Source organism: Paraliobacillus sp. JSM ZJ581 (assembly GCF_044383835.1).
GTDB lineage: Bacteria > Bacillota > Bacilli > Bacillales > Amphibacillaceae > Paraliobacillus.
The window spans coordinates 192,130-217,682 of sequence record NZ_JBISEP010000001.1 but is presented as its reverse complement, the minus strand read 5'-3'; the positions used below and the strand labels follow the sequence as shown (position 1 = coordinate 217,682).

The following is a 25,553-nucleotide window of genomic DNA, read 5'->3' as shown; positions in this document are numbered from 1 at the left end:
GGTGAATGATGTTATATTTACTAATTTTCATTAGCTTTTTCATTCATATGATTACTTTTATTTATTTGAAAACAGTGAATAATAGGGTGTTGAGCTCGGAAGAACTATTACAGAAGCAAGCAGAGCAAAAAAAAGAAATAGAAGCACTGCTTGCAGTTTATTTATTAGAGATTAGAGAAGAAAATGAAAAACTAGTAGAAACATTGCAACAGCCAGTGGAACAATCAAAAAAACAACCGCAAGCTTTTAAAACAGATAGATCAGAAGCATTGTATAACAAAGATGATAATAATAACCTAGCAAACAAAGCAGATGAAAAGCAGTTATTAAATGAACAAGAGATGGATTACCAGCCACCAAAGATTGAAGAGGTTGAGGGTTCATTTAAACCATCATTTCAAGCCAAAGTACTTTCATTATATGATAAAGGGAATACTGTGGAGACCATTGCTCGAAAATTGAATTGTGGTAAGACAGAAGTTGAGTTATTGGTGAAATTCCAACAAAAAAATAAGTAAATTGCTTGAATGGATCAGTGGTATATGATATATTAATTCTTGGTGTTAATCACACACGCTTATGGATTATAGAAAAGGTGCTAATAAGTATTAGTTTTTCTGTAAAGATGAAATAAGCGGAGGCATAAAACCAATTTTAGGAGGAAATATTAATGGCAGTTATTTCAATGAAACAACTACTTGAGGCTGGTGTACACTTTGGCCACCAAACTCGTCGTTGGAATCCAAAGATGAAGAAGTATATTTTCACGGAGAGAAACGGCATTTATATCATTGACCTACAAAAAACAGTGAAAAAGGTTGATGAGGCGTATAACTTTATTAAACAGATTGCAGAAGAAGGCGGAAATGTACTTTTTGTAGGTACAAAGAAGCAAGCGCAAGAATCTGTAAAAGAAGAAGCGATTCGTTCAGGTATGTATTATATTAACCAACGTTGGTTAGGTGGTACATTAACAAACTTCGATACGATCCGTAAACGTATTAATCGTTTGAAAGACATTGAGCGTATGGCAGAAGACGGTACATTTGATGTGCTTCCTAAAAAAGAAGTTGTTGGATTATTAAAAGAAAAGGATCGTCTTGTTAAGTTTCTTGGTGGAATTAAAGAAATGAAGCAAATTCCTGATGCATTGTTCATTATTGACCCACGTAAAGAGCGTATTGCCGTAGCAGAAGCTCACAAACTAAACATTCCAATTGTTGGAATTGTAGATACAAACTGCGATCCGGATGAGATTGATTATGTAATCCCTGCAAACGATGATGCCATTCGTGCAGTTAAACTACTAACTGGTAAAATGGCAGATGCTATTTTAGAAGCAAAACAAGGTGAAGTAACAGAAGAAGTAGAAACAGAAGAAGAAGCAGTAGAAGTAGAAGAATAAAAAAAGGTTTACGAGGGGTGATAAGAGGGGAACCTTTTTATCACCTTTTTTGAAAAGAAAAACAAATAGGAGATATGAAACCATCCAGCGTGATTATATATCTCTACGTTACTAATTTTAGCTTGTAGCTTGTAGTAGATCGTTTAATAAACAAATCCTATGAGGAGGAAACATAATGGCAGTAACAGCAAAAATGGTTAAAGAACTACGTGAAAAAACTGGTGCTGGAATGATGGACTGTAAAAAAGCACTAACTGAAACAAATGGAGATATGGAACAAGCAATAGATTATCTTCGTGAAAAAGGTATCTCTAAAGCAGCGAAGAAAGCAGATCGAATTGCTGCTGAAGGTTCTGCATATGTTGCGGTAGATGGAAATAATGCAGTATTATTAGAAATGAATTGTGAAACAGATTTTGTAACAAAGAATGATCAGTTCAAAGTATTGTTGGCAGATTTAGGTAACCACCTTTTATCACAAAAACCAGCAAATCTGGAAGAAGCATTACAACAACCATTGCATGGTAATGGAGAAACGCTAGAATCATTTATTAATTCTAAAATTGCGCAGATTGGTGAAAAATTATCATTACGTCGTTTTAGCATTTTTCAAAAAACAGATGCAGATGCATTTGGTGCATATGTGCACATGGGTGGAAACATTGGTGTATTAACAATACTAGAAGGTACAACTGATGAAACCTTTGCAAAAGATGTTGCTATGCATATCGCAGCTGTTAACCCTCGTTATGTGTCACGTGATGCCGTCTCTGCTGAAGAAGTGGAAAAAGAACGTGAAATGCTAAAAACACAAGCTCTGAATGAAGGTAAGCCGGAAAACATTGTAGAGAAAATGGTCGAAGGTCGTCTAGGAAAGTTCTTTGAAGAAATTTGCTTACTAGAGCAAAGCTATGTAAAAGATCCAGATCACAAAGTGAAAAAACTAGTTGCTGATAAAGGGGCTACTGTAAAAGGCTTTGTGCGTTATGAAGTTGGCGAAGGAATGGAAAAAAGAGAAGATAACTTCGCTGAAGAAGTAATGAGTCAAGTGAAAAAATAATTATTTCTAGCAAAAAATACTTGATTTTTTGTGAAATTAAAACAGAGGGGACACGAGGTGTTCCCTTTTCTTAAGAATTGAAAAATGAGATAATTTTATATTACTATGTAATAAAACTACATAAATGGAGGTTATTATGACTACTGCCCGCTACCGAAGAATTGTGTTAAAATTAAGTGGAGAAGCATTAAGTGGAGAAAAAGGCTATGGAATTGAACCGAGTGTCATTCAATCCATTGCTTTGCAAGTGAAAGAAATTGCGGAATTGGGTATAGAGATTGCCATTGTTGTAGGTGGCGGTAATATCTGGAGAGGTAAAGTAGGTAGTGAAATGGGAATGGATCGCGCTAATGCAGATTATATGGGAATGTTAGCAACTGTGATGAATTCTCTTGCACTACAAGATAGTTTAGAAAATTTCGGAATTCCAACAAGAGTACAAACATCGATCGAGATGCGACAAGTTGCTGAACCATACATTAGACGTAAAGCAATTCGCCACCTAGAAAAGAAGCGTGTAGTTATATTCGCTGCGGGTACTGGAAACCCATATTTTTCAACAGATACAACTGCTGCATTAAGAGCGGCAGAAGTCGAAGCGGATGTCATTTTAATGGCTAAGAACAATGTTGATGGAGTTTATACTGCGGATCCAAAAGAAAATCAACATGCAGAAAAATATGAAGAATTATCTTATTTACAAATGTTGAATGAAGGTCTTGGGGTAATGGATTCCACAGCTTCCTCACTCTGTATGGATAATAAGATACCATTGCTTGTTTTCTCTATTTCTGAAGAGGGTAATATTAAACGTGCTGTATTAGGCGAACAAATTGGAACAATTATAAGGGGGAAATAATCTATGTCACAAGTTATTAAAGAAGCAAAAGAAAAAATGTCACAAGCGGTTCAATCTTTTTCTAAACAACTAGCGACTGTACGAGCAGGGCGTGCCAATCCAGCCTTATTGAATAGCGTTTTTGTTGATTATTATGGAGCCGCAACACCTTTAAATCAATTATCTACGATTTCTGTTCCTGAAGCTAGGCTATTATTAATTACACCTTTTGATAAGTCTTCTATTTCAGAAATTGAAAAAGCAATTCAGAAAGCAGATCTTGGACTTTCACCATCAAGTGATGGAAATGTAGTGCGTATTAATATACCAGCTCTAACGGAAGAACGTCGTAAAGAATTAGTCAAGGTTGTTGGTAAATATGCTGAAGAATCCAAAATTCAAATTAGAAACATTCGTAGAGATGCTAATGATCAATTAAAGAAAGATCAAAAAAACGGTGATTTAACCGAAGATGATTTAAGAAGTTTTCAAGATGATGTACAAAAAGAAACAGATAAATATATTTCGGAAATTGATTCTTTAGTTAAAGACAAAGAAGCTGAAATTATGGAAGTGTAATGTAGACTATATTTGTCTATAGTTGCTATACTTCATATTAATTTGGAAGTAGCACGAAAATAGTTCCAGGATAAAGCCGAATTAGACGAAATAGCAAACGAACTATGATTCCAAACATTGGGTTATAGTTCGTTTCTTATTTAGAGTTAAAGATTTGGCGGAGGAAATATGAGACACCACTCATCAATCAAAAGCTATTTTCTGCTAGTGATACATGACTGCTGAAATGTTTCTCGTCCTGTAGGAACTTATACAAGCTGAGCCAGCCCGTCCTATGACAACAATTAAGCGAACGTAATCGTGTGCGCCGAAATTGTTCGCAGAACGTGGATTAATGCTAGAATAGTTAACCGATCTATTCGTAAGATTTCCATTATCTCCATCGATAGGCTAATATTCGCTACTCATGGTGCTATGCTTCGTTTAGTCCAGTTTATCCATCGTTAATCCGATATTTGCGCTTTTGTTCTCAACTTAATTTTGTTATTTTAATTGACAAACAATAATACAATAATTAAAACCAATGACATGTTAAAACAAAAATGTAGTATACATGTATTGATGTGATAAAGTTAGAGAACGTCGTTATCGTGTAATTGAAATCGTATGTAATATAGATGTATGCTAGAAAATGAAAAATACGTGTTACAGAGCTTTTGAAAAAAGCCAGTATGATGGCGATTTTTTCTATTTTTAAACCTTATAAAGCAATAAGGCTCTTAACATTTAAAGCTGTTTGCCAAGCATTACATTGTCAACCTGGATTTATTATAAATCGTATACTGGAAGAGTTGATAAGCGACTGATTAATTCATACAAAAAATTTGCTAGTGCTTATGAGAGAATTACATGGTAAACTGATAAAAGGTAATAATCGCTTAGCTTAGGATTTAGATACTGGAGGATCAAAAGATACATGTTTAGACTACCTTTTTTGAATAAAAAACAAAAACAAAAAATAGCTACAATAGATAATGTCCCAGAACATATAGCCATTATTATGGATGGAAATGGAAGATGGGCGAAAAAGCGGGGATTACCACGTTTAGCAGGTCATAAACAAGGTATGGATAATATTCGGACTATTGTTCGTACTGCTAATAAATATGGTGTGAAAATACTGACCTTATATGCTTTTTCTACAGAAAATTGGAAACGTCCAAAAAGTGAAGTGGATTACATTTTGAAACTTCCAAAAGAATTCATACATATATATTTACCAGAATTAATTGAAGAAAATGTACAAATAAAAACAATTGGCGCGTTTGATTTATTACCAGCACATACACAAGAAGCTGTCGAAGAAGCAAAAAAACGCACAGAGAAAAATGATGGTTTAATTTTGAATATAGCATTAAACTATGGAAGCAGATATGAAATGGTGCAAGCAATTAAGCAAATAACGAAAGATGTGCAATCAGATCAGTTGAATCTTGAAGAACTGAATGAACAGGTTATTTCTAATTATTTATATACCAAAGACTTATTAGATCCCGATTTGGTTATAAGAACAAGTGGAGAGCAACGATTAAGTAATTTTTTACTATGGCAAGTGGCATATGCTGAGTTTTGGTTTACCGATGTATACTGGCCGGATTTTAATGAAAATGTGTTTGAAAAAGCTTTAAGTGATTACCAAAATCGCAAACGAAGATTTGGTGGACTATCAAATAATAAATCGAAACAAGAATAGGTGTGAAGAAATGAAGCAACGAATTATTACAGCTATTATAGCAATATTGTTATTTTTTCCTTTTGTTTTTATTGGAGGAATTCCCTTTTATATCGTGATGTTTTTAATAGGTTCGATTGGATTAATTGAATTATTAAACATGCGAAAAATGACAAATTACCCAATACCGGTATTTTTTACCGTTATTTTATTATGGATATTACTTTTGCCAAATAATAATCAAATCTTTAGCGGAATAGATACTAATAAATCTGAATTAACCTTGTTCATCGTACTTATTTTATTGGGCTATACTGTTTTAGTTAAAAATAAGTTTACATTTGAAGATGCGAGTTTTTTAGTTTTATCAGCTATTTACGTCGGCTTGGGATTCTATTATTTTATGGAAACACAAGCATTGGGTTTAGAATATATTTTTTATGGCATTCTAGTTATATTAGCTACAGATACTGGAGCTTATTTTTTTGGACGAGCATTTGGTAAACACAAACTTTGGCCTGAGATTAGCCCGAACAAGACCATTGAAGGGGCGATTGGTGGAATAATTTTAGCTTGCTTAGTTGCAATCATTTTTCAGTTTTTCGCACCAGTGCATTCATCTTTACTTATTGTCATCATTGTTACTATACTTGCTAGTGTATGTGGTCAAATTGGTGATTTAGTTGAATCAGCTTTTAAACGCTATTATAATGTAAAAGACTCTGGAAATTTGTTACCTGGTCATGGTGGCATATTAGATCGTTTTGATAGCTGGTTGTTTGTTTTTCCATTTTTGCATTTTATTCAATTTATTTCATAGACTCAAATTGAAGCGTAAAAGATACTTGGAGTATCAAAAAAAATAACTTAGTTCTATGATGTACGACGTTCAGCAAATCTATTAGTTATTGTTATTTGTACTTTAAATGGTTCATTATGACATGTGATAAATCGTTTGTTATAATAAAACGTTATAAGTAAAGAATGAATATTATTCAATTGATTGGAAAGGAGTGTGTGTTGTTTTGAATACCATTATTGCATTTATTTTAATGTTTGGATTGCTTGTGTTTGTACATGAATTTGGACATTTTATTTTCGCTAAAAAAACGGGAATGCTCGTTAGAGAGTTTGCTATTGGTTTTGGACCAAAAGTGTTTTCAATAAAAAAGAACGAAACGTTATATACAATTAGACTTTTACCAATGGGGGGCTATGTACGTGTAGCAGGCGAAGACCCAGAAATAATCGACATAAAACCTGGTCAACATATTGGCTTAGAATTCACAAGTAAAGGAACCGTTTCAAAAATTATTATTAATAATAAGTCGAAACATCCAAATGCACAGGTAATTGAAGTTGAAAAGGCAGACTTAGAGCATGATTTATTTATTAAAGGCTACGATATTGATGAAGAAGTGTTACTTACGTTTTCGATTGAGCCAACTGCTAACTTTGTAATGAATGAAATGGAAACACAAATTGCTCCTTATGATCGTCAATTTGCTTCAAAAACAAAACGTCAACGAGCTATGCAATTGTTTGCGGGTCCATTAATGAATTTTATTCTTACAATAGTTATTTTTGCTATTCTTGGATTCATACAAGGAGTGCCCTCTGAAGAAGCCAAATTAGCATCTATCCAAGAAAATAGTCCTGCAGAACAAGCGGGTTTTCAAGCTGGAGATAAAGTAATCCAAATAAACAATCAAAAAATTTCTACTTGGAAAGAGTTTCAAGAGATTGTTCGAGCTAATCCAGCTGAAAAGATCGAAATGATCGTACTGCGCGGTGACGAGCAGGAAACGTTAACAGTTATACCACGATCAATCGAAGGTCCAGAAGGAGATATAGGTCAATTAGGTGTAATGCAAACGTTAGATAGCTCATCATGGCGTGCTATCCCTTATAGTTTTAGTCAAACTTATGAATACTCTAAGTTAATTCTTGTCAATTTGGGTAAGTTGGTAACAGGTCAGTTTTCGATTGATATGCTTTCAGGCCCTGTTGGTATCTATGATGCAACAGATCAAGTTGTTCAAACTGGGTTTACTAATTATATTACTTGGACAGCAATTTTAAGTGTTAATCTTGGAATAATTAACTTGTTACCATTACCTGCTCTTGATGGAGGAAGATTATTATTCGTTGGTATTGAAGCCGTACGAGGTAAACCAATGTCATCAGAGAAAGAGGGTATTGTACATTTTATTGGTTTTGCATTACTTATGCTATTAATGATTGTTGTAACATGGAACGACATTCAACGACTATTTTTATGATTTTTGTATGAGAACATAACATAAAATGAAATAACATTATAATACAATTTTATACCGTCACAATAAACAGCTTTATAAGTTAGCTTGCCTATTAATTTTACTAGTGCAGTATGGATTCATTTTTGTTTGTTGTATGAGTTGGTAAAGAAAGGTTAGATATTATGCGACAAAGTCAAGCATTTATTCCCACAACGAAAGAAGTACCTGCTGAAGCAGATATAGTTAGTCATCAGCTATTACTGCGAGCTGGTTTTATTAGACAGACAGCTTCTGGCATATATAGTTTTCTTCCTTTAGGAAAAAAGGTTTTGCAGCATGTAGAGACTGTTATTCGAGAAGAATTGGATGCACTAGGAGCAAATGAAATGTTAATGCCAGCTTTACAACCTGCTGAATTATGGCATCAAACAGGAAGATGGCATGCATTTGGTTCAGAGCTAATGCGATTAAATGATCGTCACGATCGATCCTTTGCTTTAGGTGCTACACACGAGGAAGTAATTACGAGCTTAATTAAAGATGAATTAAATAGTTATAAAAAACTACCGATTACGATGTATCAAATTCAGACAAAATATCGTGATGAAAAGCGACCTCGATTTGGCTTATTGCGTGGAAGAGAGTTTATTATGAAAGATGCATACTCTTTTCATGATTCTTATGAAAGTTTAGATGAAGCATATGAATTAATGTATCAAGCTTATTCTAGAATTTTTTCACGATTAGGATTGAACTTTAGAGCAGTCATTGCTGATTCTGGTGCAATGGGTGGAAAAGATACGCATGAGTTTATGGCGCTATCTGATGTAGGGGAAGATGTAATAGCCTTTTCAGATACATCGTCATATGCTGCTAACATTGAAATGGCTCCTACTGTTGATTCCTATCAAGAATCAGAAAAGAAGATGTTACCGTTAAATAAATTAGCTACACCAAACCAGAAAACAATGCAAGAAGTAGCAGATTTTATAGGTCATCCATTAGAACAAGGTTTAAAAACACTATTGTTTAAAATAGATCAATCCTTTGTGTTAGTACTTACAAGAGGAGATCATGAGGTAAATGATGTTAAATTAAAAAACCTGTATCAAGCATCCACTGTGGAATTGGCTTCAGAAGCGGAAGCGATAGAATTATTAGGTGCGGGATTTGGATCATTAGGACCGATTCAATCTGTCAAAGGTATAGAGATTGTTGCAGACTATGCTGTTAAATATGTTCGCAATACTACTTGTGGAGCGAATGAAGAGGGGTATCATTATGTGAATGTAAATCCAGGAAGAGATTTTGATGTGACACAATATGCTGATATCCGATTTGTTACAGAAGGTGATCCCTCTCCAGATGGAAAAGGAAATCTTCAATTTGCTAGAGGAATTGAAATAGGACAAGTCTTCAAATTAGGCACATTCTATGCAGAAAAACTAGATGCTAATTTTTTGAATGAGCAAGGGAAAGCAATGACATTAATAATGGGCTGCTATGGCATTGGGGTATCAAGAACATTAGCGGCGATTGTTGAGCAGTATCATGATGAAAAAGGCATAGTATGGCCTAAACAAGTGACTCCTTTCCAAGTCCATTTGTTAGTAATGAATAGTAAAAAAGAAGAACAGAATGAGTTAGCTGATAATCTATATCAATTATTACAATCAAAAGGTATTACGGTATTATATGATGATCGTTCAGAGCGAGCTGGTGTTAAATTTGCTGATAGTGACTTGATTGGTATTCCAGTCCGAATTACTGTTGGTAAACGGGCAAACGACGGTTATGTTGAATGCAAATTAAGAGAGAATGGCGAGCAATCAGAGCTTTATCATACAGAAGTAATTGATTACATTCATAACGCATTTGAATAGTAGACATAAAACCTCAAAACGATATGAAAGTAATGTTTCATAAGTGATAAGCACCCTTGTCAGGTTATGACATGGGTGTTTATTCGTCATCATATAGGGATAAATATACCGTCATGACTATGGATAGATAGGGGGAAAAAAGATGGCTATATCGAGTAATGAAAAAATGAACCTGTTATTAGAGCAAATCCAGTTAGCTGATACGGATAAAACTTTTTTTAACGGTAGTACATTAACTAAATTAGAGGTGTTTAGGAAAGAAAAGCAATGGCATTTTCATATTACTATTCCAAAAGTATTACCTGCAAAGCTTTATCAAACTTTTTATTTAAAACTTCAAGAAACATTTTCGCATATTGCGTCTGTTCAATTAACACTATATGCAACTGATACTACAATGGATGCGGAAGAAGTTTGCTCGTATTGGAGACAATTTCTTATATCGACAGAAAATCTTTCACCTGCTTATCATGATTTGATTCACCAGCAAGTTCCTGTTATAGAAGGGAATAAAATAAAGTTAATAGCAAGAAATGAAGCGGAAGCAAATGCTTTGAAAAAAAGATTAGAACCAGCTTTTCAAACGTATTGCAATAGAATTGGTTCATCTAGTTTTATATTAACTGTTGAAACAAAAACTGCAGAAGAAGATATTCAAAGATTTAGAGAACAAACAGCGCTTGAAGATCAACAAATGGTTCAAAAAGCAGTAAAAGAAAAGGAAGAGAGAGCAAAGAAAGAAGAAAGTAAACAAAATAATCAACCATTAGTACTTGGTTATCCGATCAATGACGAACCAATAGAAATGAAAGAAATTGTTGAGGAAGAAAGACGTATAACCATGCAAGGTTATGTTTTTGATATAGATATTCGTGAGTTAAGATCTGGGAGACATTTATTAATTTTAAAAGCAACAGATTACACAGACTCCTTCACATTAAAAATGTTCTCTAAAGGAGAGCAAGATGTAGACAATTTTAAACGTGCAAAAAAAGGCATGTGGATCAAAGCGCGCGGGACTGTTCAAACAGATACCTTTAGCAATGAATTAACGATGATGATTAGTGACTTAAATGAAATAAAGGCCAGAATGCGTGAAGATAAAGCACCTGCCGATCAAAAAAGAGTAGAATTACATGCACATACTACAATGAGTCAAATGGATGCTGTAGTGTCTGCTTCCAAATTAGTTGAACAGGCTGCAAAATGGGGACATCCAGCCATTGCCATTACGGATCATGCAGTTGCCCAATCCTATCCAGAAGCTTACTCAGCTAGTCAAAAACATGGAATAAAAGTTATTTATGGTTTAGAAGCTAATATTGTAGATGATGGTGTACCAATTGCTTATAATGAACATGATATTGATCTTGCAGAGGCTACTTATGTTGTTTTTGATGTTGAAACAACAGGTTTATCTGCCGTATACGATACAATTATCGAGTTAGCAGCTGTGAAAATTAAAGATGGAGACATAGTCGATCGATTTGAATCTTTTGCTAATCCACATCATCCTTTATCACAAACAACAATTGATCTAACAGGTATTACAGATGACATGGTAAGCGATGCACCAGAAGTCAGTGAGGTTCTCCGCGATTTCCATCAATGGATGGGTTCAGATATTCTAGTTGCGCACAATGCAAGCTTCGATATGGGGTTTCTGAATCAAGGATTTGATAAGGCTGACATTCCACAATCTATGAATCCGGTCATTGATACATTGGAACTGGCAAGGTTTTTATTGCCTAATTTAAAAAACCATCGATTAAATACGTTATGTAAAAAATTTGATATCGAGTTAACGCAACATCACCGTGCAATATATGATGCTGAAGCAACAGGTTATTTGTTATGGAAACTGGTGAAAGAAGCAAAAGAAAAAGGGATTGAAAATCATAATCAATTTAATCTTCATATGGGTGAAGGAAATGCTTATCAGCGAGCAAGGCCATTTCATGCAACATTACTTGCACAAAATGAAGTAGGGTTAAAAAACATCTACAAGCTTGTTTCTTTAGCACATATTGATTATTTCTATCGTGTACCACGAATACCAAGGTCTAAATTACAAGCGTATCGAGAAGGGATTTTAGTAGGATCTGGTTGTGATAAAGGTGAAGTATTTGAAACAATGATGCAAAAATCACAAGCTGAAGCTGAAAAAGTTGCTGCTTTTTATGACTATATTGAAGTACAGCCTCCAGCGAATTATTACCCATTAATTAGTAGGGAGCTAGTTCAGAATGAAGCGCAAATTCTTGATATCATTAGTAATTTAGTTGAGCTTGCAACTAAGCTAAACAAACCTTGTGTTGCGACTGGTAATGTTCATTATCTTGAACAACAGGATAAAATGTATCGGAAAATTTTAATTAAATCTCAAAGTGGTAATCCATTAAGCCGTCAGTCATTACCGGATGTGGAATTCCGTTCAACAGATCAAATGTTAGATTGCTTCGCTTTCCTTGGTAATGAAAAAGCGCAAGAAATCGTAGTAACGAATACACAAGAAATGGCGAATAAAATAGATTCCGTAAAACCGGTTAAAGAAGATTTATATACACCAAATATTGATGGAGCTGAAGAAGAGATTCGTGAAATGAGCTATAACTTTGCAAAAAGTATCTATGGTGATGATTTACCTGAACTCGTTAAAAATAGAATAGAAAAAGAATTAAAGAGTATTATCGGTCACGGTTTTGCTGTTATCTATTTGATTTCACACAAGCTAGTAAAAAAATCGTTGGACGATGGATATTTAGTAGGGTCACGTGGCTCAGTTGGTTCTTCCTTAATCGCGACGCTTACAGAAATTACAGAAGTGAATCCTTTACCACCTCATTATGTTTGCCCAGATTGCCAATACCATGAATTTTTTACAGATGGTTCAGTCGGAAGTGGATTTGATTTACAAGATAAAAAATGTCCGAAGTGTCGTTCGGATTTAAGAAAAGATGGTCAAGATATCCCATTTGAAACCTTTTTAGGGTTTAAAGGAGATAAAGTTCCAGATATTGATTTAAACTTCTCTGGTGAATATCAGCCTAAAGCGCATAATTACACAAAAGTTTTATTTGGAGAAGATAAAGTTTATCGAGCTGGTACAATTGGTACGGTAGCTGAAAAAACAGCCTATGGTTTTGTAAAAGGCTATGCCAGTGATAACCAATTACAATTCAAAAATGTGGAAGTTGATCGATTAGTACAGGGATGTACTGGTGTAAAGCGTACAACGGGACAGCATCCAGGTGGTATTATTGTTGTTCCAGATGATAAAGAAATTTATGATTTTACGCCGATTCAATATCCAGCCGATGATAGAGGTTCAGAATGGCGCACAACGCATTTTGATTTCCACTCCATTCATGATAATTTATTAAAATTGGATATTTTAGGACATGATGATCCTACAGTTATTCGAATGCTACAAGATTTGAGTGGAATTGATCCAAAAACAATCCCTACAGACGATGCTGATGTAATGAAAATATTTTCAGGTCCTGAGGTGTTAGGTGTAACTTCCGAAGAGATTATGTGTAAAACAGGTACATTAGGAGTACCTGAATTCGGCACACGATTCGTGAGACAAATGTTAGAAGATACTAAACCGAAAACATTTGCAGAATTAGTAATTATTTCAGGTTTGTCACATGGTACGGACGTATGGGTAGGGAATGCAAAGGAATTAATAGATAATGGGATATGCCAGTTGCCAGATGTGATCGGTTGTCGCGATGACATCATGGTATATTTAATGCATAAAGGCCTAGATGCATCTCTAGCTTTTAATATTATGGAATTTGTTCGTAAAGGTAAGGGTCTACAAGATGAGTGGATCATTGAAATGAAGAAGCATGACGTACCAGATTGGTATATCGATTCATGTAAAAAAATAAAATATATGTTCCCTAAAGCGCATGCGGCAGCTTATGTGCTTATGGCGATTCGCATTGCATATTTCAAGGTTCATCATCCTATTTTGTTCTATGCTGCATATTTCTCTGTGCGGGCTGACGACTTTGAGTTAGATACGATGATTAAAGGTGGTGACTCCATAAAGAAAAGAATAGAAGAGATTCTGGCAAAAGGTAATGATGCCTCACCAAAAGAGAAAAACTTGTTAACGGTTTTAGAAATATCGTTGGAAATGAATAAAAGAGGCTTTGCGTTTCAAAGAGTAGACCTATATCGATCAGATGCGACAGACTTCTTAGTTGAAGGAAATACGCTAATTCCACCATTTAATGCAGTAGACGGTTTAGGTACAAATGCTGCATTAAATATTGTAAAAGCACGAGAGCAAGGAGAATTTCTTTCAAAAGAAGATTTAAGAGAAAGAAGTAGAATATCAAAAACTGTGTTAGAATATTTAGATAATCATGGTTGTTTAGAGGGAATGGAAGAAAAAAACCAATTATCTTTATTTTAAATGATTCATACAAGCATTACAGGCATTATTTGCATAATTACATCGTTTATGCTATAGTTATTTTTGTTAAGAAGATATATGGTAAAGAAAGAGTGGGGAAACCCACTCTTTCTTTACACATAATATCTTTGTTACACGGAGTGTCGTATGAAACGTAAGGACGACAAGTCACGATCTTACTTAGACAGCAGCTTCCCTTGCCGAATAATGGCAAGGGTTTTATAATTATACAATTGTAATAATGAAAAGTAGGAAAAAAGCGTAAGCTAAGTAGAAAAATATAAACGAAAACGACTGAACACGGAACCCTATGAAGATAAATATGTTCAACAAAGGAGGTAACGATAATGGGAAAAAAAGTGACTGATCAAACAAGAGAACTTGTCCAACCGATTTTAGATAACATGCATTTAAAACTTGTGGATATCGAGTTTGAAAAAGAAGGGAAACATTGGTTTTTACGTGTGTTTATTGATAAGCCTGAAGGTGTAGACATTGAAGAATGTGGTATCGTGTCAGAACAATTAAGTGAACAATTAGATCAACAGGACCCCGTATCTGTCCCTTATTATTTAGAAGTGTCTTCGCCAGGTGCTGAGAGACCACTAAAAAAAGAGCAAGATTTCAATGAAAGTATAGGTAAATCTGTTTTTGTTTCTTTATATGAGCCCTATGAAGGTTCAAAAACATTTGAAGGAAAACTAACCGCATTTGATGGCGAGTTTGTTACAATAGAAATAACAGTAAAAACCCGTACCAAAACAGTGCAAATTCCATTTAAGAAAATTGCAAAGGCTCGTTTAGCAGTTACATTTAATTAAAGGGGGAAGAGTAGTGAGTAGTGAGCTTTTTGATGCCATTCAGTATTTGGAAAAAGAGAAAGGGATAAATAAAGAAGTATTAATGGAAGCGTTAGAAGCCGCTTTAATATCCGCTTATAAAAAGAATTTTAAATCCGCAACGAATGTTCGTGTAGATATAAACGAACAAACAGGAAGTATGCATGTATTTTCACGAAAAGAAATTGTGGAAGAAGTGGAAGATAGTCAACAACAAATTGACTGGGAAGAAGCAAAACAAATAAATCCCAATTATGAAATTGGAGATGTAATTGAGTTAGAAGTAACACCAAGGGATTTTGGTCGAATTGCAGCTCAAGCAGCCAAACAAGTAGTAACACAACGCGTTCGTGAAGCGGAACGTGGTGTCATATTTAATGAATATATTGATCGTGAAGAGGACATAATGAATGGCATTATCCAACGTGTTGATCCACGTTTCGTCTATGTTAATTTAGGTAAAGTAGAAGCAAAGTTACCTGAAGGAGAAAAAATGCCAACAGAAGTTTATAATGTGCATGATCGTATTAAAGTATTTGTTACAAAAGTAGAAAATACAAATAAGGGGCCACAAATTTTTGTATCTCGTTCACACCCTGGTTTATTAAAGCGACTATTTGAGATAGAAGTTCCTGAAATTTATGAGGGTATTGTAGAAATCCGTTCTGTTGCAAGAGAAGCGGGTGATCGTTCAAAGATATCTGTACATGCACCGAATCCAGAAATTGATCCAGTTGGTTCTTGTGTTGGTCAACGTGGACAGCGTGTTCAAACGATTGTTGATGAATTGAAGGGTGAAAAAATTGACATCGTTGAATGGTCAGACGATCCAGTAGTTTATGTTTCCAATGCACTTAGTCCATCTAAAGTTGTTAAAGTACTAGTAAACGAAGAAGAGCAAGCAACAACGGTCATTGTACCAGATAATCAGTTATCACTAGCTATCGGAAAACGTGGACAAAATGCACGTTTAGCAGCTAGGTTGACTGGATGGAAAATTGATATTAAAAGTGAATCGGAAGCAAAAAAGGTAGGTTTACTTGCTGAAGAAAAAGAAGTAAACGATCAATTGGAAGAACCGTTATTTGATACAGGTGAAGATTTATTTGATTAAGGGGGAATAGATCATGCCAAAAAAGAATAAAAAAATACCTCTTCGAAAATGTGTCATGACACAAGAAATGAAGCCGAAACAATCGTTAATTCGAATTGTTCGTACAAAAGAAGGTGACGTTTTTGTAGATCCTTCTGGTAAAAAAAATGGACGTGGAACATATATCTCAAAAGAGATAAGTGTTATTGAACAGGCTAGAAAATCAAATGTGCTTGAACGTCAATTACAAACCACAATTGATGATGTGATTTATCAACAACTAGAACGTGTTATAGAGGGAAAGAAAATTGAATAAGAATCAAAGATATTTGAACTTATTAGGATTAGCTTATCGTGCTAAAAAAATTACGATAGGCGAAGAATCGATTATACGAGATATTCAAAAAGGCAAAGCAAAATTAGTTTTACTTGCTAATGATATCGGATCACAAACCAAAAAGAAGTTAATGGATAAATGCGATTATTATCAGGTACCAATTTGTATCGTGGATGACCGAGATACGATTTCTCATGCGATTGGAAAAACTGGAAGAGTAGCTATTGCTATCAATGATGATGGCTTTGCTTCTAAACTGAACTCGTTACTCGATTAAATAAATTCGGGGGTGAATGTATGAGTAAAATACGCATATACGAATACGCAAAAGAAATGAATGTAGCAAGCAAAGAAGTGATTAATAAGTTAAAAGAATTAAATGTGGAAGTAACGAATCATATGTCTACTATCACGACTGAAACAAAAATAAAATTAGATGAATTTTTCAATAGCAAGAAAAAACAAGGTCATTCTCAAAAAGAGAAGGCAGTTAATCAAACAAAGGCAGCTACTGAAAGTAAAGAAAAATCAAAAAAACATTCAAATAAAAACAAGAAGAAACAAAACAAGAAGAAACAAGTAGCAAATCCAGTTGGAAATACTCAAAACCAGCTAAAGCAACAAGATGCATCAAAAATTACCTATACAGGGTCATTAACTGTTGGTGAATTAGCAGAAAAATTAGGAAAAGACACAAGTGAATTAATTAAAAAATTGATGTTTTTAGGTGTGATGGCAACTAAAAATCAAGATCTTGATAATGATTCCATTGAATTAATTTGTGAAGAATATGGTGTGACAGCAGAAAAAGAAGTAGAAGTAGATGAATCCGATCTTGATCAATATATATCCGTTGAAGATAATGAAGCTGATGTTATTGAAAGACCAGCTGTTGTTACTATTATGGGGCACGTTGACCATGGTAAAACAACGTTGCTTGATTCTATTAGACATACGAAAGTTACTGAAGGAGAAGCTGGTGGAATCACACAGCATATTGGGGCTTACCAAATTGAGAACAATAACAAAAAAATAACATTTCTTGACACGCCGGGACACGCCGCATTTACAAGCATGCGCTCCAGAGGGGCTCAAGTAACAGATATTGCTATTTTAGTAGTAGCCGCTGACGATGGTGTAATGCCACAAACTGTTGAGGCAATTAATCACGCAAAGGCAGCAGAAGTTCCTATTATTGTTGCGGTAAATAAAATGGACAAAGAAGCAGCTAACCCTGATCGAGTAATGCAAGAATTAACTGAACATGAGTTAATCCCAGAAGATTGGGGTGGAAGTACAATATTTGTTCAACTTTCTGCGGTTAAGGGTGAAGGAATTGAAGATTTGATTGAAATGATTCAATTAGTCGCAGAGGTAGAAGAATTAAAAGCAAATCCTAGTCGTCTTGCAGTTGGAACAGTAATAGAAGCGGAGCTAGATAAAGGACGTGGCTCAGTAGCAACCCTTCTTGTTCAAAATGGTACGTTGCATGTTGGTGATCCTATTGTAGTAGGTAATACTTTTGGTCGTGTGAGAGCGATGGTCAATGACCTCGGTAGACGTGTAAAACTAGCTGGACCATCTACACCGGTTGAAATTACAGGTTTGAATGAAGTTCCTCAAGCTGGTGATCGTTTTGTTGTTTTTGAAGATGAAAAGAAAGCGCGTAGTATTGGAGAGGATCGTCAACAAAGACAAGTAGAAGCACGTCGTGGTGATCAAGCGAAAGTGAGCTTAGACGATTTATTTGAACAAATCAAACAAGGTGACATAAAAGATATTAATTTAATTCTTAAATCCGATGTACAAGGATCCGCAGAAGCACTAGCTTCCTCATTAGAAAAAATTGATGTGGAAGGTGTGAAAGTTAATATTATTCATACTGGTGTTGGTGCTATTACAGAGTCAGACATTATTTTAGCTTCAGCTTCCAATGCAATCGTTATTGGTTTTAATGTACGTCCTGATGTAAATGCTAAGAAAGCTGCTGAATCTGAAAATGTAGATGTTCGACTACATCGAATCATTTATAAAGTAATTGAAGAAATAGAAGCAGCAATGAAAGGGATGCTTGATCCAGAATACGAAGAGAAGGTTATCGGTCAAGCAGAAGTTCGTGAAACGTTTAAAGTGTCTAGAATTGGAACTATTGCTGGTAGCTATGTAACAGATGGAAAAATCACCAGAAATGCGGGCGTACGTATTGTTCGTGATGGTATTGTCATTTTCGAAGGAGAAATTGATACACTCAAGCGTTTTAAAGACGACGTAAAAGAAGTTGCTCAAAATTATGAATGTGGTATTACGATCGAGAATTTTAATGATATCAAAGAGGGAGATGTAATCGAAGCCTATGTTATGGAAGAGATTACTCGTAAATGATTTGTTATTTAGAAGTAACTTGTCATATCTATGATAAACAATCATTAAAAGAAAAACGTTCGGTGGTTAAACGGATTGTTCACCGGATACAAAATGATTACAATGTATCAATAAGTGAATTAGCTTATCAAGAGCTATGGCAAAAAACAATGTTTGGTATTGTGACGGTCTCAAATTCAAAAGTGCAAGCGGAGAAAATATTGGATCAATGTCTTCATTTAATTGATTCCTTTCCAGAGATTGAACGAACAATAACCGAGAAGCAATGGCTTTAAATGTTTTCAATCATAAGAGGTGATTTTGATGAATCATATGAGAGCAAATCGAGTTGCAGAGCAAATGAAAAAAGAACTAGGAGATATTATTAGTCGAAAAATAAAAGACCCTCGTGTGGGCTTTGTGACCATTACTGATGTAGAAGTGACAGGTGATTTACAGCAAGCAAAGATTTTTATTTCTGTTTTAGGCGAAGAAAAACAAAAACAAGAATCGTTAGTTGGGCTAGCTAAAGCAAAGGGGTTTATTCGCTCAGAAATTGGCAGTAGAATACGCCTACGTAAAGTTCCTGAATTGTTTTTTGAATTTGATGAAACAATTGAAAAGGGAAATAGAATTGAACACCTTTTACGCGACTTACACAATAAAGATCAATGATATTTACTTCACAAAACCCTTGTTCTATAATGATACAAGGGTTTTGTTTGTACCGAACAATAATTGGCACAGGCAATGGAGGAAAACGATATGGACGGGATTATCCCAGTATGGAAAGAAAAAGGAAAAACATCGCATGATTACGTGATGGAATTAAGACGTATTTGTCAAACTAAAAAAGTTGGGCATACAGGGACATTGGATCCTGAAGTCGAGGGCGTCTTACCTATTTGCATTAATCAAGCAACTAAAATTGTTCCTTTTTTAACCGATACAAAAAAAACGTATCTTGCTGAAGTTACTCTCGGTTATAGTACAGAAACAGAGGACTTTACAGGAGAAATTGTCACAAAAAAATCGGTAAATGAAACAATTTCAGAGCAAACAATTAATCATGCATTACAAAATGTTGTTGGTAATATTACACAGACCGTTCCGCTATATTCTGCTGTTAAGGTGAATGGGATGAAATTATATGAGTACGCTCGCAATAATATACCTGTTGATCGACCATCAAGACAAGTATTAATCGAATCGATCAATTTTATACCACTTTCAATAAAAAAAGAAACAGATCTTTTACGTTTTTCCTTTGAAGTCACTTGCTCCAAAGGAACCTATATTCGGACGTTGTGTGTTGATATTGGAGCATCATTAGGTTATCCTGCCCATATGTCTGCATTAGTTCGTACAGAAACAGGTGGATTTACACAAGATCAGTCTGTTACGCTAGCAGAGATAAAAAAGAAAAAAGAAGAAAACAACTTAAATGAATTAATTTTTCCTATTACTTATGGAGTTAAGCATTTAGCTAGCTATCAGGTTGATGAGAAAACAGCTACTAAGGTTGTGAATGGCCAAAAACTACCTAGACCTACCTCGGTACCGTCGGATCAACCATTTTGTATAGAATATCAAGATGATTTATTAGCGATTTATCAGAAACATCCAGACAATGACTATGAAATTAAACCTGTTCGAGTATTTCAGTAATAAAAGAAAGTAGGTAATATACGTGCAAGTGATAACGTTAAGCTACCCACATCATTTACAAGCGATTGAACAAGAAGAAGCTGTTGCAGCAATTGGATTTTTTGATGGTATCCATAAAGGGCATCAACAACTTATTAAAAAAACAAAAACGCTTGCTAAGCAACAAGATCGAAAAAGTGCTGTCATTACTTTTTCACCACATCCTTCTGTCGTACTAAACAAGAAAAAGCAAGATGTCCATTATTTAACACCGTTACCGGAAAAGCAGTCTATTTTAGCGGATATGACAATTGATCTGTTATATATTATTACGTTTAATGAAACTTTGTCTCAATTATCACCAAAAGCATTTATCGATCATTTTATTATAGGGCTCAATATTAAACATTTAATCACTGGATTTGACTTTACATATGGGTACAAAGGAAAAGGAAATATACATACATTACTAGAAGATGCTGATGGCTGTTTTGAAATCTCTGTTGTAGATAAGTATGAGAAAGAGAATGAAAAAGTCAGTTCAACGCGAATTCGCCATTTACTCACGGAAGGTAATGTAGAAAAGGTTCATGAATTAATGGGCAGACCATTATTAACTTTAGGAACAGTGATTGAAGGTGAAAAGCGGGGAAGAACAATTGGATATCCAACTGCTAATGTTTTACCCGATTCAGCGTATGCTCTACCTAAAGCAGGTGTTTATGGTGTGAAAGTTTTAATAAATAATCAATCTTTTTATGGAATGGCTAATATTGGTTACAAACCAACCTTTCATCAGCAAAATGATCAAACGGAACAAACGGTCGAAGTTCACTTATTTGATTTTGATCAAATAATCTATGGTGATTTAGTTAAAATCGAATGGCATCTTTTTATTAGGGAAGAACAAAAATTTGCTACTGTTAATCTACTAATTAACCAACTAAAACAAGACGAACAACAAATTCGACAATTCTTTTCGTGATTTATGGATAAACACTTGCATTTTAAGCTAAAAAGATGTAATCTAATTAACGGAAACCATCTACTTGGCAACACGACTCTCCGCCGTTTGCTAGGTGATCGGGGTTTTACAATAGTTATAGGAGGTGAAAAAGGATGGCAATCACTCAAGAACGTAAAAATGAAATCATTAATGAGTTCAAAACACATGATAACGATACTGGATCTGCAGAGGTTCAAATCGCTGTCCTAACAGAAGAAATCACTAACTTGAATGAGCATCTACGTTTCCACAAAAAAGATCATCATTCACGTCGTGGTTTGTTAAAAATGGTTGGTAAACGTCGTAATCTTTTAAATTACCTACGTAATAAAGATGTTACACGTTACCGCGAGTTAATTAAAAAACTTGGATTACGCCGATAATCTACATGAAAGCGGGAATATTCCCGCTTTTTCTGTATGTTTAGAATTATTTTTTTAGTAAAATATATGAATGAAAGTATTTAATTAAACCACTTTTCAAATGTCAAGCTTGAAGTGTAATAACGTAGCTATCATTCTTATGGTCCTTTCGCTCGATTCTGATCAAACAGCTGAAAATACTGTTTCAACTGTTTGATCAGGATGGAGCAAAATAAAAAATGAGACGCAAAAGGATATAAAGTATTTATGAATAAGATAGCCTCTACCCTCTAGCTTAGATAAATAATGTTTAAAGTGGTATTTGAGAGGGGTCAAAAAACATGGTATCAGAAAAAAAAGTATTCACAACAGAAATTTCTGGTAAGCCATTCTCTGTAGAAGTTGGCGAGCTAGCAAAGCAAGCAAATGGTGCATGTATGATACATTACGGTGATACATCTGTTTTAGCTACAGCAACGGGGTCTAAAGAGCCGAAAGATTTGCCTTTTTTCCCATTAACAGTTAACTATGAAGAAAGATTATATGCAGTTGGTAAAATTCCAGGTGGTTTTATTAAGCGTGAAGGAAGACCGAGTGAAAAAGCAGTATTAACTTCTCGTCTAATAGATCGTCCTATTCGCCCTCTATTCCCTGATGGGTATCGAAACGACGTACAAGTAATTAGTATAGTAATGAGTGTAGATCAAAATGCACCTTCTGAAATTGCTGCTATGATTGGTTCATCCATTGCACTTAGTATTTCAGATATTCCTTTTGGTGGTCCAATTGCAGGTGTTATTGTTGGACGCGTGGATGGAGAATTTATCATTAATCCGTCTACTGAACAGAGAGAGAAGAGTGATCTTGATTTATCAGTTGCAGGAACAAAAGATGCTATCAACATGGTAGAAGCAGGCGCAAATGAAGTGTCTGAAGAGATAATGCTTGAAGCAATCATGTTTGGTCATGAAGAGGTTAAGCGATTAGTTGCATTCCAAGAAGAAATTATCGCTGCAGTCGGTAAACAAAAGATGGAAGTAAAACTATTTTCGTTAGATGAAGAAATTAGTAAAGCAGTGGAAAGCCAAGCGCATGATAAGCTAGTATCTGCTATTCAAGTTCATGAAAAGCATGCTAGAGAAGAAGCAATTGAACAAGTTAAAACTGAAGTTCTAGCTTTTTATGAAGAAAATGATGCAGATGAAACAACAATTGGACAAGTTAAAGCTGTGTTAGACAACATGGTGAAAGAAGAAGTACGCCGTTTAATTACAAAAGAAAAAATTCGTCCAGATGGAAGAAAAATAGATGAGATTCGCCCGTTAACTTCTCGTGTTGGTCTTTTACCGCGCACACATGGATCAGGATTATTTACACGTGGTCAAACACAAGCATTAAGTGTCTGTACATTAGGTGCTTTAGGTGATGTTCAAATTCTGGATGGTCTTGATTTAGAAGAGTCAAAACGATTTATGCATCATTATAATTTCCCATCTTTCAGTGTGGGAGAGACTGGTCCTATTCGTGGACCAGGTCGTAGGGAAATTGGACATGGTGCACTAGGTGAGCGTGCTTTAGAAAAGGTAATCCCTTCTGAAGCAGAATTCCCTTATACGATAAGACTTGTATCAGAAGTGTTAGAGTCAAATGGCTCTACTTCACAAGCAAGCATTTGTGCAAGTACATTAGCGATGATGGATGCGGGTGTTCCGATTAAATCACCTGTAGCTGGTATTGCGATGGGCCTTGTTAAATCGGGAGCAGATTATTCGATTTTGAGTGATATTCAAGGAATGGAAGATTTCCTTGGTGATATGGACTTTAAAGTTGCCGGTACAGCAAATGGTGTTACTGCACTTCAAATGGACATAAAAATTGACGGTCTATCTAAAGAAATTTTAGAAGAGGCTTTATCTCAAGCGAAAAAAGGTCGTATGCACATTCTTAGTCATATGCTAGAAACCATTAAAGAACCAAAACAAGAATTATCTACGTATGCACCAAAAATCTTAACCATGAGTATTCACCCCGACAAAATCAGAGATGTCATTGGACCTAGCGGGAAACAAATAAACAAGATTATCGAAGAAACTGGTGTGAAAATAGATATTGAACAAGATGGAAATGTATTTATTTCATCAACAGACAATGAAATGAATATAAAAGCGAAAAAAATCATTGAAGATATTGTTCGTGAAGTTGAAGTCGGTCAACTATATCTCGCAACAGTTAAACGTATTGAGAAATTTGGTGCTTTTGCTGAGCTGTTCAAAGGAAAAGAAGGACTTGTTCATATTTCAGAAATGGCTCTAGAACGAATTAATAAAGTAGAAGATGTTGTTTCTATTGGAGATCAAATTATGGTTAAAGTAAAAGAAATTGACCGTCAAGGTAGGATTAATTTGTCACGCAAAGCCGTATTGCTCGATGAACAACAAAATAAAGAAAGCAAGTAATCAAAAAGAAACTGGCTCTCCAGTTTCTTTTCTTACTTATTACAACAAGTGAGGAAGGAGCATGATGATGCTACATAAAAATTATTGTACGAATGGTTTGCGTATTATCTTAGAATCAATTCCAACTGTCAGATCAGTAACAATTGGTATATGGGTGAAGACGGGTTCCAGAGATGAAACAAGTGAAAATAATGGTATTTCTCACTTTTTAGAGCATATGTTTTTTAAAGGAACGAAGAAAAGAACGGCAAAAGATATTGCAGAAGCATTTGATGCAATAGGTGGTCAAATAAATGCATTTACCTCTAAAGAATATACATGTTACTATGCTAAAGTACTGGATACACATAAAAATACGGCAATCGAACTTTTATCAGATATGTTTTTCCACTCTACTTTTGACGAAGTAGAGCTAGAAAAAGAGAAAAATGTAGTTCTAGAGGAAATAAGAATGGCAGAAGATACACCAGATGATATTGTTCATGATTTATTAGCGGAAGCTTCTTATGGTAAACATGCATTAAGTTATCCTATCTTAGGAAAGGAAGACACGATACAGCACTTTACTCGTGAAGAATTAATTCATTATAAACATGCACATTACACGCCAAATAATATTGTTATTTCTATAGCTGGTAATGTAGAAGCATCATTTATTAATGAAGTTGAGGAACAGTTTAATCAATTTGATAATGAAAATTGTTCAAAGATATTAGTAGAGCCACAGTTTGAACCAATTGAATTAATGAGACAAAAGCAAACAGAGCAGGCACATCTGTGTATCGGATATCAAGGGTTACCGATTGAGGATAAAGATATTTTCAGTTTAATTATTATAAATAACGTATTGGGCGGAAGTATGAGTTCTAGATTATTTCAAGAAATTCGAGAACAACGAGGGTTAGCCTATTCTGTCTTCTCGTATCATAGCTCTTTTGTAGATAATGGGCTATTGACAATCTATGCTGGTACAGGCAAGCAACATTTATCAACACTGCAAGAAACAATTCAACAAACGATTGCCACATTTGTCTCAAATGGATTAACTGAAAAAGAGTTTGTTAATAGTAAAGAACAGTTAAAAGGGAATTTGTTACTCGGTCTAGAAAGTACTAGTAGTAGAATGAGTAGAAATGGAAAAAATGAGTTAATGCTCGGTAAACATAGAAGCTTAGATGAATTATCAGAAGAAATTGATCAAGTAAGTAAGGAATCAACAAATCACGTATTACACCAAGTGTTTAATCATAGCTATTCCACTGCATTAATTTGCCCATAATGTTTTATTTAAACGGAATAGATCGCTTTTTCTTATCATAATC

Annotated in this window: 22 protein-coding genes; all 22 read left to right on the top strand. The window is 34.8% G+C overall.

Annotated elements, in window-relative coordinates:
* Positions 1–8 precede the first annotated feature (8 nt).
* Positions 9–518, top strand: coding sequence for a DUF6115 domain-containing protein (locus ACH6CY_RS01150; protein WP_374065366.1), 510 nt, complete (start codon positions 9–11; stop codon positions 516–518).
* Positions 519–670: 152 nt separating this feature from the next.
* The gene (rpsB, locus tag ACH6CY_RS01145; RefSeq protein ID WP_374065365.1) at positions 671–1,405 is read left to right on the top strand and encodes a 30S ribosomal protein S2; all 735 of its coding nucleotides are present in this window, start codon (positions 671–673) and stop codon (positions 1,403–1,405) included.
* A 175-nt stretch (positions 1,406–1,580) separates the two neighbouring features.
* Positions 1,581–2,465: a translation elongation factor Ts gene (gene tsf, locus ACH6CY_RS01140; RefSeq protein WP_374065364.1), complete on the top strand. Its 885-nt coding sequence runs from the start codon at positions 1,581–1,583 to the stop codon at positions 2,463–2,465.
* Between the two features lie 136 nt (positions 2,466–2,601).
* Positions 2,602–3,324 (top strand): UMP kinase, encoded by a 723-nt coding sequence (gene pyrH / locus ACH6CY_RS01135; protein ID WP_374065363.1) that lies wholly within the window; start codon positions 2,602–2,604, stop codon positions 3,322–3,324.
* 3 nt (positions 3,325–3,327) lie between these two features.
* Positions 3,328–3,882, top strand: coding sequence for a ribosome recycling factor (frr, locus tag ACH6CY_RS01130; protein ID WP_374065362.1), 555 nt, complete (start codon positions 3,328–3,330; stop codon positions 3,880–3,882).
* Positions 3,883–4,798: 916 nt separating this feature from the next.
* Positions 4,799–5,575, top strand: a complete 777-nt coding sequence (locus ACH6CY_RS01125; RefSeq protein WP_374065361.1) for an undecaprenyl pyrophosphate synthase — start codon at positions 4,799–4,801, stop codon at positions 5,573–5,575.
* A gap of 10 nt (positions 5,576–5,585) precedes the next feature.
* Complete coding sequence (locus tag ACH6CY_RS01120; protein ID WP_374065494.1) at positions 5,586–6,374, top strand: phosphatidate cytidylyltransferase; 789 nt, start codon at positions 5,586–5,588, stop codon at positions 6,372–6,374.
* 205 nt (positions 6,375–6,579) lie between these two features.
* Positions 6,580–7,836: an RIP metalloprotease RseP gene (gene rseP / locus ACH6CY_RS01115; RefSeq protein ID WP_374065360.1), complete on the top strand. Its 1,257-nt coding sequence runs from the start codon at positions 6,580–6,582 to the stop codon at positions 7,834–7,836.
* Between the two features lie 161 nt (positions 7,837–7,997).
* Positions 7,998–9,698 carry a proline--tRNA ligase gene (locus ACH6CY_RS01110; protein WP_374065359.1) on the top strand — a complete coding sequence of 567 codons (1,701 nt, stop codon included), beginning with the start codon at positions 7,998–8,000 and terminating at the stop codon, positions 9,696–9,698.
* A 142-nt stretch (positions 9,699–9,840) separates the two neighbouring features.
* Positions 9,841–14,130 carry a PolC-type DNA polymerase III gene (locus ACH6CY_RS01105; protein WP_374065358.1) on the top strand — a complete coding sequence of 1,430 codons (4,290 nt, stop codon included), beginning with the start codon at positions 9,841–9,843 and terminating at the stop codon, positions 14,128–14,130.
* 347 nt (positions 14,131–14,477) lie between these two features.
* Positions 14,478–14,951: a ribosome maturation factor RimP gene (gene rimP / locus ACH6CY_RS01100; RefSeq protein ID WP_374065357.1), complete on the top strand. Its 474-nt coding sequence runs from the start codon at positions 14,478–14,480 to the stop codon at positions 14,949–14,951.
* A 13-nt stretch (positions 14,952–14,964) separates the two neighbouring features.
* Entirely contained in the window at positions 14,965–16,083 is a 1,119-nt protein-coding gene (nusA, locus tag ACH6CY_RS01095) for a transcription termination factor NusA (protein WP_374065356.1), read from the top strand.
* Between the two features lie 13 nt (positions 16,084–16,096).
* On the top strand, positions 16,097–16,378 hold the full coding sequence (gene rnpM, locus ACH6CY_RS01090) for an RNase P modulator RnpM (RefSeq protein WP_374065355.1): 282 nt from the start codon (positions 16,097–16,099) through the stop codon (positions 16,376–16,378).
* Positions 16,371–16,676 (top strand): YlxQ family RNA-binding protein, encoded by a 306-nt coding sequence (locus tag ACH6CY_RS01085; protein WP_374065354.1) that lies wholly within the window; start codon positions 16,371–16,373, stop codon positions 16,674–16,676. Before rnpM ends, ACH6CY_RS01085 begins: the two co-directional genes overlap by 8 nt.
* 20 nt (positions 16,677–16,696) lie before the next feature.
* Positions 16,697–18,781: a translation initiation factor IF-2 gene (gene infB, locus ACH6CY_RS01080; protein ID WP_374065353.1), complete on the top strand. Its 2,085-nt coding sequence runs from the start codon at positions 16,697–16,699 to the stop codon at positions 18,779–18,781.
* Positions 18,778–19,056, top strand: a complete 279-nt coding sequence (locus tag ACH6CY_RS01075) for a DUF503 domain-containing protein (RefSeq protein WP_374065352.1) — start codon at positions 18,778–18,780, stop codon at positions 19,054–19,056. The genes infB and ACH6CY_RS01075 overlap by 4 nt, the downstream gene beginning before the upstream one ends.
* Positions 19,057–19,084: 28 nt before the next feature.
* The gene (rbfA, locus tag ACH6CY_RS01070; RefSeq protein WP_374065351.1) at positions 19,085–19,435 is read left to right on the top strand and encodes a 30S ribosome-binding factor RbfA; all 351 of its coding nucleotides are present in this window, start codon (positions 19,085–19,087) and stop codon (positions 19,433–19,435) included.
* Positions 19,436–19,525: 90 nt separating this feature from the next.
* Positions 19,526–20,428 carry a tRNA pseudouridine(55) synthase TruB gene (truB, locus tag ACH6CY_RS01065; protein WP_374065350.1) on the top strand — a complete coding sequence of 301 codons (903 nt, stop codon included), beginning with the start codon at positions 19,526–19,528 and terminating at the stop codon, positions 20,426–20,428.
* A gap of 22 nt (positions 20,429–20,450) precedes the next feature.
* Positions 20,451–21,392: a riboflavin biosynthesis protein RibF gene (gene ribF, locus ACH6CY_RS01060; protein WP_374065349.1), complete on the top strand. Its 942-nt coding sequence runs from the start codon at positions 20,451–20,453 to the stop codon at positions 21,390–21,392.
* Positions 21,393–21,526: 134 nt separating this feature from the next.
* Positions 21,527–21,796 carry a 30S ribosomal protein S15 gene (gene rpsO, locus ACH6CY_RS01055; protein ID WP_374065348.1) on the top strand — a complete coding sequence of 90 codons (270 nt, stop codon included), beginning with the start codon at positions 21,527–21,529 and terminating at the stop codon, positions 21,794–21,796.
* 320 nt (positions 21,797–22,116) lie between these two features.
* Positions 22,117–24,231: a polyribonucleotide nucleotidyltransferase gene (gene pnp, locus ACH6CY_RS01050; RefSeq protein WP_374065347.1), complete on the top strand. Its 2,115-nt coding sequence runs from the start codon at positions 22,117–22,119 to the stop codon at positions 24,229–24,231.
* Between the two features lie 67 nt (positions 24,232–24,298).
* Positions 24,299–25,510, top strand: a complete 1,212-nt coding sequence (locus ACH6CY_RS01045) for a M16 family metallopeptidase (RefSeq protein ID WP_374065346.1) — start codon at positions 24,299–24,301, stop codon at positions 25,508–25,510.
* Positions 25,511–25,553: the final 43 nt, after the last annotated feature.